Annotated in this window: 13 protein-coding genes and 1 tRNA gene; 6 read left to right on the top strand and 8 right to left on the bottom strand. The window is 43.8% G+C overall.

All coding sequences use genetic code 11. The annotated features are described in order from the left end of the window. Positions 1-7: 7 nt before the first annotated feature. Positions 8-748 (bottom strand): 3D domain-containing protein, encoded by a 741-nt coding sequence (locus MKZ04_RS02120; protein WP_025811608.1) that lies wholly within the window; start codon positions 746-748, stop codon positions 8-10. A 450-nt stretch (positions 749-1,198) separates the two neighbouring features. On the opposite strand from MKZ04_RS02120, the gene MKZ04_RS02115 reads away from it, so the two are divergent. Next, entirely contained in the window at positions 1,199-1,747 is a 549-nt protein-coding gene (locus MKZ04_RS02115) for an IseA DL-endopeptidase inhibitor family protein (protein ID WP_341045189.1), read from the top strand. Between the two features lie 44 nt (positions 1,748-1,791). Here the strand turns inward: MKZ04_RS02115 and MKZ04_RS02110 are convergent, their stop codons facing one another. Beyond that, on the bottom strand, positions 1,792-2,169 hold the full coding sequence (locus MKZ04_RS02110) for a VOC family protein (RefSeq protein WP_023856701.1): 378 nt from the start codon (positions 2,167-2,169) through the stop codon (positions 1,792-1,794). Between the two features lie 48 nt (positions 2,170-2,217). Then, on the bottom strand, positions 2,218-3,090 hold the full coding sequence (locus tag MKZ04_RS02105; RefSeq protein WP_023856700.1) for a DMT family transporter: 873 nt from the start codon (positions 3,088-3,090) through the stop codon (positions 2,218-2,220). Between the two features lie 91 nt (positions 3,091-3,181). Between MKZ04_RS02105 and MKZ04_RS02100 the strand changes: the two genes are divergently transcribed. Continuing rightward, positions 3,182-4,069 carry a LysR family transcriptional regulator gene (locus MKZ04_RS02100; protein ID WP_341045188.1) on the top strand — a complete coding sequence of 296 codons (888 nt, stop codon included), beginning with the start codon at positions 3,182-3,184 and terminating at the stop codon, positions 4,067-4,069. Between the two features lie 56 nt (positions 4,070-4,125). On the opposite strand, the gene cysI is transcribed toward MKZ04_RS02100, so the two are convergent. Both cysI and MKZ04_RS02090 read right to left on the bottom strand, forming a co-directional pair. Further along, the gene (gene cysI / locus MKZ04_RS02095; RefSeq protein WP_341045187.1) at positions 4,126-5,844 is read right to left on the bottom strand and encodes an assimilatory sulfite reductase (NADPH) hemoprotein subunit; all 1,719 of its coding nucleotides are present in this window, start codon (positions 5,842-5,844) and stop codon (positions 4,126-4,128) included. Between the two features lie 27 nt (positions 5,845-5,871). After that, positions 5,872-7,701 (bottom strand): assimilatory sulfite reductase (NADPH) flavoprotein subunit, encoded by a 1,830-nt coding sequence (locus tag MKZ04_RS02090; protein ID WP_341045185.1) that lies wholly within the window; start codon positions 7,699-7,701, stop codon positions 5,872-5,874. A gap of 317 nt (positions 7,702-8,018) precedes the next feature. On the opposite strand from MKZ04_RS02090, the gene MKZ04_RS02085 reads away from it, so the two are divergent. Together MKZ04_RS02085 and MKZ04_RS02080 are read left to right on the top strand one after the other, a co-directional pair. After that, positions 8,019-8,909: a LysR family transcriptional regulator gene (locus MKZ04_RS02085; protein WP_020450991.1), complete on the top strand. Its 891-nt coding sequence runs from the start codon at positions 8,019-8,021 to the stop codon at positions 8,907-8,909. Between the two features lie 136 nt (positions 8,910-9,045). Further along, entirely contained in the window at positions 9,046-9,405 is a 360-nt protein-coding gene (locus tag MKZ04_RS02080; protein WP_023856697.1) for a hypothetical protein, read from the top strand. An 82-nt stretch (positions 9,406-9,487) separates the two neighbouring features. On the opposite strand, the gene MKZ04_RS02075 is transcribed toward MKZ04_RS02080, so the two are convergent. Then, positions 9,488-10,066 (bottom strand): maltose acetyltransferase domain-containing protein, encoded by a 579-nt coding sequence (locus MKZ04_RS02075; protein ID WP_023856696.1) that lies wholly within the window; start codon positions 10,064-10,066, stop codon positions 9,488-9,490. A 37-nt stretch (positions 10,067-10,103) separates the two neighbouring features. Beyond that, positions 10,104-10,283 carry a hypothetical protein gene (locus MKZ04_RS02070; RefSeq protein ID WP_011197793.1) on the bottom strand — a complete coding sequence of 60 codons (180 nt, stop codon included), beginning with the start codon at positions 10,281-10,283 and terminating at the stop codon, positions 10,104-10,106. Positions 10,284-10,455: 172 nt separating this feature from the next. On the opposite strand from MKZ04_RS02070, the gene MKZ04_RS02065 reads away from it, so the two are divergent. Then, a tRNA-Val gene (locus tag MKZ04_RS02065) sits at positions 10,456-10,528 on the top strand. Between the two features lie 115 nt (positions 10,529-10,643). Beyond that, the gene (locus MKZ04_RS02060) at positions 10,644-10,964 is read left to right on the top strand and encodes a YolD-like family protein (RefSeq protein ID WP_146874213.1); all 321 of its coding nucleotides are present in this window, start codon (positions 10,644-10,646) and stop codon (positions 10,962-10,964) included. A gap of 54 nt (positions 10,965-11,018) precedes the next feature. Here the strand turns inward: MKZ04_RS02060 and MKZ04_RS02055 are convergent, their stop codons facing one another. Continuing rightward, complete coding sequence (locus MKZ04_RS02055) at positions 11,019-12,377, bottom strand: DUF3238 domain-containing protein (RefSeq protein WP_188016673.1); 1,359 nt, start codon at positions 12,375-12,377, stop codon at positions 11,019-11,021. Positions 12,378-12,395 lie beyond the last annotated feature (18 nt).

Raw genomic sequence — 12,395 nt, 5'->3', positions numbered from 1 at the left:
TTTGATATTAGTTTAAAATTTTGACCTTTACGGTTTTGACGCCCCAATTGAAAGCGTCTTTTTTATCTGGAATAAATACGTCTATTTTATGGCCTTTAATGGCGCCTCCGGTGTCTTCAGCCGTCGCTTCGCCGTAGCCTTCCACATATACTTTCGTACCGAGCGGAATCACGCTTGGATCAACCGCGATGACTTTTGCATCACGGTTCGCATTCAGGTCGACTCCCGTTTTTGTGATGCCTGAAATGCCCCCGTCATTTGCCGTATACGCAGTTGCAGTCACTGTGATTTCCTTTTGCACGTTGACAGGCTGATCGTTTTGTTTTTGCGCGGACTCTTGTTTCACAGGCGCTGCAGCAGCAGCCTCTCCTGCTTCTCCATTTATCGCAATCGTTTGCCCTGCAATAATCAGGTCCGACTTCAGATTGTTCCGTTTTTGAAGATCGCTTACAGTTACACCGAACTCTTTTGCGATTTTTGAGAGCGTGTCCCCTAGCTGAACGGTGTACTGCTTTTCTTCAGATTTTTCTTCTTGAGAAGAAATGTTCAGCTTTTGACCCGGTAAAATCAGATCTGATGAAAGCTGATTCCATTTTTTTAAGTCCTTGAGGTTCATTCCGTAGTTTTGAGAAATCCCCCAGAGCGTGTCTCCTTTTTGAACTTCGATTTCTTTTGCTGAGGCAGTCGCTCCGAATGCAGTCGCCGACATAGCTGCGGCTGCAGCCAAGGACATGATTGTCTTCTTCATAAGTTAAATCCTCCCTTGTTAGCCCTTTTGAAACTAACAGGGAAAATCGTAACACAGCAAAATGTCACCGCTATGACAGATTGATGCGAATTTCGTTACAGTTTTTTTACTGATAAAGTTTGATTTTATGTAAAATTCTGATTTTCAACAACATGATTCCTTTATGTTTCAGACGTCCTCTTTCCTGCTCTTGACGATGGTTCAAGCTGGAATTCTTTTTCAGTATAAGATGTTTTTTCAACATGAAGCTTTTTTGTTTATGAGAAGAGAAATTCGGGAAAACGAATCAATAGACGTAATTTATTTTCCTAAACATATAACCCCAGTCGCTTTTATGTCGTCATATATTAGAAAACAGCGGAGGAAAATTTTTCTCGCAAATCTCTTGTAATCCATCTGTAATTATTGTAACATTTGTAACATAAGAGATATATTTAAGGAGAGAGGAACATGAAAAAGTTAATCGTTTGTTTATTAGCTGTTTTACTCATCTTACCTGCCGGAGCATCTCTCGCAGCGAAAAACCAAACATCAGGGAATTTAACAAATAAACAAGTCATGCAAATGACTTTGCAGGCACGGGAGCACTTTTGGAATACGATGAGCGGCCACAATCCAAAAGCGAAAAACTCAACTTGCCAAACCAAAACATTTGAATACCGCGGTCTTCCATATACGTATATGTGCAGTGAATTCAGCACAAAAGCAAAGTTAACAGATTACTTGGCACCGGTTTTCACAAAAGACGCCATTAAAAAAGGATTTGAAAAATACAACATTATGTCTTATAAAGGAAAAATGGCCGTTCCTGTCGGCGATGGGGACAACCTCTTAGGATGGGACAAAGCAACAATCAAACTGATTTCTCGAAAAAACAATACCCGCACCTATGAATTTTCCGTACCGGCATTGGATGGATCAGTGACTGCGAAAAGAAAGATCACGTTTGTGAAAGAAGACAACAAATGGAAAATCAATCAGCTCGATGCTGCCATCTAAACGAAAAAAGCTAATGTCTAAAAACGGACATTAGCTTTTTTCCGTCAAACGGTCAGCTCAACGATGTTGCCGTCAGGATCCAGGATGACGCTTTCATAATACCCGTCACCCGTGACGCGCGGCTTTCCGGCAACCTGGTATCCTTCCTTTTCAAAGCGGCTTGTCATCTCGTCAACCTCTTGCCGCGACCCTAAGGAAAACGCCATATGTGCATAGCCGGAAGCGTTTTCCTCTCCTTTTGCAAGGTCGGGACGTCTCATCAGCTCAAGCCGTGTTCCCGATTCAAACTGAATGAAATAGGATTCGAAATGCTTTTTCGGATTGACGTATTTTTCATTCGCCTTTCCGTGAAAAAACCGGGTATAAAAGTCTTTCATTTCCTCTAAATTGTTCGTCCATATAGCGATGTGTTCGATTTTCATAAAATCTCCCTCCCATTTCATCATACCATATAGACCCTCTGCCTTTTTTTACACCTTTTTAAATTGATAAGTATTCATAAAAATCCCGATGCAGATCATGAAGGCGCCGATCAGGATGCTGATTGTGACCGGTTCATGCAGCTGCAGCCAGCCGAATAAAAGGCCTAATACGGGAACAAACATTAAAGCCATCGATGCTTTTGACGCTTCGATTTGATTCAGGATCCAAAACCAAATGACGAACGTCAAAGCCGTAGAGAATAAACCGTTAAATAAAAGAGATAAGATCGCTTCATTTGACCAGTGAATCGGCCGGGACGGTTCCAGTATAAAAGAGAAGATCAGTAACATCACCGCCCCTGTTAGAAGCTGCCATGCATTCATATGAATCATATCTGTATCTTTAAATTTCAGTTTGCTGTATACATTGGCGATGCCCCAGCTGAGCGCTGCGATTAAAACACAAAGCTCTCCAAATATGACATTTTGATCAACATGCAGAATCCCTCCTCCTAATATAAACAAAAGACCGATCAACCCGGAAAATAAACCGAGCATTTTATACACATTGATTTTCTCGTTTAATTTAAAATGACTGATGACAGTGACAAAAATCGGCATGGTATACACCAATACAGACGTTTTTCCCGAATCGACAAACTGCATGCCGTAAGTTAACACCCCCATATAACCTAAACCCATCAATAAACTCATCACCAGATAATGCTTGATATTCTCCTTTCCTATTGAACGCTTCCTTCCTTTGATCAAGAGAATTACAAACAAAGGAACGGCTCCAATGAACAGCCGCAGTGCCGAAAATAAAACAGGGGGAATGTCAGTGATTGCGATTTTCATCGTCACCCAGGTATACCCCCAAATAAGCGTTACAGAGATGATCCCCAACAGTACTTTAAACATAAACCGTCACCTTTCTTCTTTGTTTCATGTACAGCATATGCTATATTGGATGATAACTGAAATACATTTTTATTATCGGAGGTATAACCATTTGGTTATGAACATGAACAGTCTTCACATCTTTGTGAAAGTCGCGGAGACACTAAATATGACAGAAGCCGCCAACGAGCTGTATATTTCACAGCCGGCCGTGAGCAAAGCCATAAAAACCATGGAAACGTCGCTCGGGGTCAAATTGTTGATTCGGGATAAACAGAACAAGTTAAAGCTTACTGACGCGGGAAAGGAAATCGCCGTACTGGCCAGACAGATGATTGTGATTGAAAACAAAATATACCAAGTGGCCGATCAAGAAAATCATCTGCTCAGGGGGAAAGTCAAAGTTGGCTCGTTCCCCGCCGTCTCAGCGAATATTTTGCCGCAGGCTATCGCCTCCTTCAAGTCAAAGTATCCGCTCGTACAAATCGAGCTGGTCGAAGGAACCTCCGACCAAATCCAGCAATGGGTCGAAACACGCCTGGTTGATTTAGGCATCGTCGCCTCTCCCTTTGACGGTTTCGAAAGTCAAGTATTGTTTCAAGACCGGATGGCGGCCGTCATCCCTGAGCAATATCATCACTTAAAAGACGCACCTTTCATTGATCTGAAAAAACATCAAAATGAATTGATCTTTTGCAAGGGCGGGCACGAAGTCGCGGTATCTCAAATCTTTCAAAAACACCGCCTCGAATTAAAAGAAAATCTGACTGTGCAAAACGCGGAAACATTGGTCAATATGGTCAATAACAACTTGGGGATCGGCTTGATTTCTAACTTTTCGCTTTCCTCCGTATCCCATCGGTTGATCAAAAAAGACATCTCTCCTCAAATTATCCGCGAGGTCGGCATGATTACACCCTCATTTGAAGAAGCAACACCGGCGGCTGCCGAGTTTATGAAAATGATCATCGAGTCGGAAACGGTTCGATCATTTTCGTAAACAGAAAACGCCTCAGCACCGATCAAAGGGCTGAGGCGTTTTTTAAAAAATGCTCATCAATCATGGAAATTCGTTCCGTCCGTCGTTTCTTTAACAATTCCGGCGCGGATGACGAAATCTCCGAACCGTTCTCCTTCATTGCGTTCTTTCGCATAGCGCGGAAGAATGTCGCGAAGTTCTTTTAAAATTTCTTCTTCACCGATGTTTTCCCGGTACATTTTACTTAGACGGCTGCCGTCAAAAGCGGCGCCGAGGTACATGTTGTACTTGCCAGGGGCTTTTCCGATGAAGCCGATTTCGCCGAGCGCATGGCGGGCGCAGCCGTTCGGGCATCCCGTCATGCGGATGGTAATCTCTTCATTCTTCAAGCCGTTTTCTTCAATGATTTCATCAATTTTGTCAATCAGCTTTGGCAAATATCGTTCCGCTTCGGCCATCGCCAATCCGCACGTCGGCAGTGCGACGCATGCGATCGAGCTGCGGCGGAGCGCTGTATAATGCCTGCCGTCAGTCAAACCAAACTGTTCGATCAGTTCGCTGATCTTTTTCTTCTTTTGGCTTGTGACATTGGCAATGATCAAGTTTTGATTGGCTGTGAGGCGGATATCGCCGGTATGAACTTTGGCGATCTCCCTTAAGCCGGTCATCAGCTTGTAATCATCATAATCAGTGACGCGGCCGCCCTCAACAAACATTGTAAAGTGCCATCTTCCGTTTACACCCTTTACCCAGCCGTAGCGGTCGCCGTTATGCTCGAAATGATACGGCTTTGCTTCAGCGAGGCTCCAGCCGAGGCGGTTTTCCAGCTCGTTTTTGACCGTTTCCAAGCCGAGGCGGTCAATTGTGTACTTGAAGCGGGCATTTTTGCGAACCGAGCGGTTTCCGTAGTCCCGCTGAATCGTAATCGTTTTTTCGGCGACATCATATAACTGATCAGGCTTACAGAAGCCAATGACTTTGGCAAGCTGCGGATACGTTGCTTTGTCTCCATGGGTCATGCCCATACCGCCGCCGATCGCGACGTTGAAGCCGATGAGTTTGTCATCCTCCATAATCGCGATAAACCCAAGATCCTGGGAAAATACGTCGATATCATTTGACGGCGGAACGGCGATGCCGATTTTGAATTTCCGCGGCAGATACAGCGGTCCGTACATCGGTTCGACTTCTTCCGCATCAGGCGTGCCGGCCACTTTTTCTTCATCAAGCCAGATTTCATGATACGCACGTGTGCGCGGCAGGAGGTCATCACTCAGCTTTTTCGACCATTCATACACTTCTCTGTGGATTTCTGATTGATACGGATTGGAAGCGCACATGACGTTCCGGTTAACATCCCCGCATGCTGCAATCGTATCCAGCATGGCTGAATGGATCGATTGAATCGTTTTTTTCATGTTCCATTTTAAAATGCCGTGCATTTGGAAGGTTTCCCGGGTTGTCAGCTTCAATGTGCCATTTCCGTATTTCCGGGCAAGCTCATCCATGACAAGCCACTGCTCAGGCGTTGCGACACCGCCCGGCATCCGGACGCGCAGCATGAACTGATACGCCGGCTCAAGCTTTTGCTTTTGACGCTCATTGCGGAGATCGCGGTCATCCTGCAAATAGCTGCCATGATGCTTCATCAGACGGTTGTCGTCATCGGAAATTCCGGCTGAAAGCGGCTCAAGCATCGATTCCTTCAGGGTGCCGCGCAAATAGTTGCTTTCTTTCTTAATGCGTTCTACATCACTCGGCGGGCCTTCAGGCGCTTTTAATATTTCGTTCCCCATGTTGAAAAAGTCCCCTTTCAATCAAAATCAGTATACATCGCGCTGATAACGTTTTTGCTTTTTCATTTCTGCCAGATAGGCTTCAGCTTCCTCGCGGCTTTTGCCGCCTTCTTTTTCGATAATTTCAAGCAATGCGTTCTGAACATCTTTGGCCATGTTGTTCTTGTCGCCGCAAACGTAGAAAGCCGCTCCTTCTTCAAGCCACTCAAACAGTTCTTTGCTGTGCTCAAGCATGCGGTGCTGTACATATACTTTTTCTTCCGTATCCCGCGAGAACGCGACATCCATTTTTGTCAGCACGCCGTCACTCAGCCACTTTTGCCATTCTGTCTGATATAAGAAATCGGTGACGAAGTGCTGGTCGCCGAAGAACATCCACGATTTCCCCGGTGCTCCGGTTTCTTCGCGCTCCTGCATAAATGACCTAAACGGCGCAACACCTGTGCCCGGACCGACCATGATAATCGGAGCCTCCGGATTTTCCGGCAGCTTAAAGTTTTTATTCGGCTGCATAAAAACAGGCAGCGTGTCGCCAGGCTGAAGGCGTTCAGCACATAAAACCGAGCAGACCCCTTTTCGGTCTCTGCCGTGCGTATTGTAGCGGACAGCGCCGATCGTCAAATGCACCTCATCCGGATTTGCAGCGAAGCTTGATGCGATCGAATAAAGACGCGGCGGAATTTTTCGAAGAATCGAAACAAAATCCTGCGGAGCTACTGCGATCGGACCGAAATCCTGAACGAAATCAATCAGGTCGCGGCCTGCGATATATGCTTTTAATTGATCCGCGTTTTCCTGAGCGACAAGCTCGCGCAGCTTTTCATTTGCAATGAGTTCTGCCGCCTGCTGAATAAATTTTTTTGTCAGCACCGTAATTTCATAGTAAGAAGTCAACGCTTCTTTCAGGGAAAGGTTTTCCCCTTGATCAACCGTGACGGTAGCATTCGGATCCCATTTCAGCTCGGCCAGCAGCATGTCGACGAGTTCCGGGTCATTTTCCGGAAAAATGCCGAGCGCATCGCCAGGTTCATAAGTCAGGCCTGAGCCTTCGAGCGATAATTCAAGGTGGCGCGTTTCTTTATTTGATCCGCGGCCGTTTAAATTCAAATTTTCCAGCACTTCCGCTCTGAACGGATTTTTTCTCGAATATACCGTTTCTCCTCCTGCTGCTTGCGGTGCTGCCGTTTGAGCAGGTGCTGAGCTTGCGCCCTGTTCCTGTCCTTCGTTTAAGCTTGAGATGACACCCTCAAGCCATGCTGCAGCCGGTTCATCATAATCGAGATCGCAATCGACGCGCGGATGGAGCCTTGTGCCCCCCAGCTCACCAAGCCGCTGATCAAACTCTTTTCCGGTCTGGCAGAAAAATTCATACGACGTGTCGCCAAGAGCCAGCACAGAATAACGGAAATCATCGAGCTTCGGAGCCCGTCTGCCATGGAGAAATTCATGGAATGACAGCGCGTTGTCCGGCGGATCCCCTTCTCCGTGCGTGCTGACGACGATGAGAAGGTTTTTTAATTTTTTTAATTGGTTCGGCTTAAAATCGCTCATTGCAGAGACGGTGACTTGAAAGCCCCGTTCTGTAAGCGTCTTAGCCGCGTTTTCAGCAAGTCCCTGTGCATTTCCTGTCTGCGACCCGAATAAAATGGTCACTTCTTTGGAAACAGGCTGGGCCGGACTTGCAGCCGGAGCTTCCGCCGGCAATGTTTCAAGCGCCGCCGCGGCATCGGCGGTTTGCACAGCCGCCAGATAACCGCTCAGCCAGGCTTTTTGTGATGCCGTCAAAGTTGGCAGAAGGCGGTTGAGGAGCTCTGCCTGCTCCTGGTTAAAAGGACTGTTCATTACCTGAAGTTGCAACGATATCCACCTCACTAAGGAATAAAAAAATTATGACTTGTTTGAAACGGAAAAGGATTACATTCATCATATATCCACTATTCCTATAAATCAAATCGGTTTTATTGACGCAAAACATCTGTCGATCACGGCTTTGCTGCAAAGAAATATTGTAAGCGCTCACTCACCACAACCCCTTTGCCGCTCGGCGTCAGCCTGCTTCAAACCAAACATTCCTAAAAAAGATTCTAATTTAAAGTTTACTGGAATACTCAACATTAGTAAAATATATATTAATTATCACAGCTATTAAAATTTTTAATAAAGGAGAGATTCGTGTGCATTATGATGCGCTGAAGACATTCGTTACCCTTGCAGAAGTCAAAAATTTCACAAAAACGGCCGAGCTTCTTCTCATGTCACAGCCGAGCGTGAGCATGCACATTAAAAATCTTGAAAAAGAGTTCCAGACGAAATTATTTGAACGCTCTCCGAAATATTTGAAAATCACGCCGACCGGTGAAATTTTATACGACCGCGCCAAACAAATGATCACCATATATGAACAAACGCGGCAAGACATTCTCGATCACCACAACTCGATCAAAGGCGAGCTGAAAATCGGTGCAAGCTTCACAATCGGCGAATACATTTTGCCATCGCTCTTGTTCGACCTTCAAAAAGAATATCCTGAGCTCGAACTCAAGGCGGTCATTGGAAACACGGAAGAAATCGTGCAGTCCGTCCGCCTGTACAAAGTGGACATCGGCTTGATCGAAGGCCAGACAAATGAAAAAGAGCTTTCTGTCCACGCCTTTATGCAGGACGAATTGTTTATCACCGCTTCAAGTAATCACCCGCTTGCCGCCAAACAGGACGTGACAATGGCCGATCTGCAAAATCAAACATGGGTAACACGCGAAGTCGGCTCAGGTACACGCGAATACTTAAACCATGTCATCCGTTCAAACGGTTTGAAAGTCAAGTCGTTTCTGACGATCAGCAGCAACCAGGGGATCAAAGAAACGCTCATGACAGGCATCGGCCTGTCACTCCTGTCTGAAAGCGTCATTGAAAGAGACGTGCAGCATGGAAACCTTTCCGTGATCCGGCTGAAAAATCAAACCTTTACCAGGACGCTTTCATATATATATTCACCCGTCATGCAAGACAAAAAAAATGTAAAAACCTTTATTAACGCTTTGAACCAAAGAACAGCTTCGGAATGATGATCCGTTCTTCCTGCCCGCTTCACGAAATGTTTGTTTTCGTTTGTCCAATGTGTGAATCATCACTGGAAACGATTGACTGCCGGCTGGAGATGCCATATCCTGGAACTATCACATAGGAAAAGAGATGATGGTTATGAAGTGGTTAAGTAAAAGTTTAGTTGCTTCATCATTACTGGCAGGTATGCTTGCTGTTTCGGGAAGTCCCATGCATGTACAAGCCCAGGAACTCTCTAAAACTGAAAGTCTCTCTTCTCACGCATCTGCACAAGGAATCTTCGCCCCTCAGGCGATCGTCATCAACAGGCCGATGAAAGTCGGACAGGAAGATCAATACGTCGGCATTTCAAACGTGTCCTACAGCGGCAGCGCCATTACCGTCAGCGTCACCTCGGACCGCGTGTACGTAAAAGCCGTCAGCCCAGGCAAAGCGACATTTTCGTATCTCAATTCATTGGGACAGCTGGTCATCAACAATATTACGGTCACCCGATAACACTTAAATCCGCGGGAGAAATCTGCTTCCCGCGGATGTTTGATCAGCTCCAACATTCACCGCGTCTATATAAAAACACCAATCACATAGAATTGGTGTTTTTGCTATCAACGTATTTGATGATCTTTGCCGGATTTCCGCCGACGATGGCATTGTCCGGGACATCTTTTGTCACGACGGCTCCGGAAGCTATCACTGCATTGTCGCCGACCTTGACGCCGGGATTGATGACCGCTCTGCCGCCAATCCAGACGTTACGTCCGATGATGACAGGTATCCCGTACTCCGCACCGCTTATCCTTTCGAACGGATCAAGCGGATGGGTCGCCGTATAAATATGAACGCCCGGTCCGAGCATACAATGATCGCCTATCCGGATTTCGCATACATCGAGGAAAACACAGTCAAAATTGGCGAAGAAATTTTCCCCGACATGTATATTAAAACCGTAATCACAGCGAAACACCGGTTCGATGTGGAGCGTTTCCCCTGTTGAACCAAACAGCTCTTTGATCAGCTTGGTCCTTTTATTGTCGTCGATTTCGTTCGAATGGTTGAATTCATTCGTAATGTTGCGCGCCTTGAGTCTGTCATGGCACAGCACCGGATCAGAAGCAAGATAAAGCTCTCCGTCCAGCATTTTTTGCTTTTCTGTTTTCATTGGTTTTTTAGTCTCCTTAACTGCATTTTGATATTGGCTACATCAATTGCAACACGAGATTGAACACTTTTACAATAAAATAGACATTGATGAGCAGCAAAAGCAAGATAACAGCCTTCCGCTTCTCATGTTTAATTTCATAAACGAATTTCCACATAAAAAAGATTGCTAAAAATACGATTAAAATACTATCAACACTTTTAAGTATCAGATCCATCCAATTCTGCTCCCTTTTGACTTCTATATAAGACAATATTTTCATAACGCGCGGCGTACTGCAAGACTCTTTCCCAGTTCTCAAAAAAAAATCAAAAAACTGTTGACGAACCCATCTAATCTGCATATAATAGAACTTGTCAGCAAAACAAATACCCAGTGTTACATATCATGATTCCGTAGCTCAGCTGGGAGAGCGCTACCTTGACAGGGTAGAGGTCGCTGGTTCGAGCCCAGTCGGAATCATACCAACAAACCCTTGTATATCAAGGGTTTGTTTTTTTATGCATTACTTTAAATACACCCTGATGAATTGAATTGTTGGCGAATTGTTGGCAAATACTTTTTTTAATCAACGACAATGATGCTGCCGGAACATGTCGGCCTGCTCCGCAAATTAGAAAGTAACCAGAACAAAGTGAAAAGGCCGGTTCTTGACATGTCTCAGATCGAAGATATGGAAATGATCATAAGTGAAGCAATGGAGTTTAATAAACCAGTTCGTTTTTCTGTATTTAAGCCGCTACCAATGCTTAACGGTTCGGAAACCGGGGCGATCATCCAAATTGAGGGGAATATCCATTACATAAACCAGCAGCAGAAAACTTTCCATGTCGTGGATTCAAAAGGAGATACCAATCTCATTAAATTTGAGGATGTGGTCGGTGTGGAAATAAAGTAAGCCCTTCTTACAAGAAGGGCTATATCTTAGATTTTTTATTGGTCACTTTTGGATCTAGTATCTTACACTCCAAGGGTTTGTTAAACCCATATCTAACAGTTTCCAAAAGTCATTCTTGCTTTTCACTTGATACTGGTAGAGAATTTTACTGTCACTTGGACTTAGCAAGTAAAATTCATGATTAGGCGCCCCGTCATGATTACCGTTAATAGCTAGCTTATATTTTGTAAGTTCTGCTTGGTAACTGTAGTCAATATTAGGGTAAGTAATACCAAAGGGGAAAGCTATGGCATGGCTAACATACCAACCCATTTTAGAACTTGATTTTGAGATAACTTCGTGTATAAGTCCTTTACTGCTAGCTGTACCTGATTCTAGAATGGTTTTACAATCTGCATCTTTGCATCTATAAGACTTCCCTATTGATTTTCTATGAACAAGGCTTGTTGGTCCTGAAAATTGTACATGTATATCTGATTCAGTTCTGAATTTGTTAGAATAAAAAGAAAAACCTCGATTATCCCCCTTTAGATAACCTGTTCCCAGAGGATGGGGATCTTTCACTGATTTGTAAGGAATAAATGTTTTATAAACAAAAGAGTACATGTTGTCTTTAGGAATTGCATTAACTGAGGATTTCTGTTTAGAGTGAATCTTTTCATCAACAATTTTTTCAGTTTTATTTAATTCGTCTTCTGTATTTGTGGGTACCTTTACTTGAGTTGAGATGGAACCATTGATAGAAAAGAGCGTTTCTTTATCTTCTTTTGTTAATGTAATATCTTTTTCTTTCAACTTCTTTTCTAGTTTATTTTGTTCCCTACTAGGCATATCAATGGATGTTTTAATAGTATATATGTACTCTTTTCCTGGTGTCACATCATTGTCTATAAAAGTTAATTCTTTTGTTTGTGCAACTTTATCTTCGTCTCTATATATCTCATATACACCATCTTTGTTCGGGATCTTTTCCCACTTTAGTATTACCGAACTGTTGTCCGTAACGGTTTCAATAGCTGTGTTGTAGATTTTTTGCTCAAAAGAGGATGTTTCAAAACTTTTGTGGGTTTGTGCAATGTTAATCTTAGAGGATTGTAATGTTGTTTTTTCGGAATTAGCCACTCTGACTCTAAAGATATTTTTTATTTTATCACCCTCATATACTCCTATTTTGTATTTTTGGACGTCCTCTGTTAATTTGTCTTTATATTGGTTTGAAGGTCCTTCATATAGAATTTCATCATTCTTAAGAACCTTGTACATATCTCCACTTTCATTTATATTGAGTGTGACGAATCCTTCATGGACTTCATAACTAACGGGGGACGGTTCTTTAGCCAAAACAGAATTCGAAAAGACAAAAGACAAAACTAACGTAGAAATAAAAAATAATATTGATACAAGTTTTTTCAACTTTACCCCTCCTACTTT

It is taken from the genome of Bacillus sp. FSL W7-1354, assembly GCF_038002405.1.
Classification (GTDB): domain Bacteria; phylum Bacillota; class Bacilli; order Bacillales; family Bacillaceae; genus Bacillus; species Bacillus paralicheniformis.
Note: the sequence above shows the minus strand (reverse complement) of the source record. Positions and strands in the feature narration are given on the sequence as shown.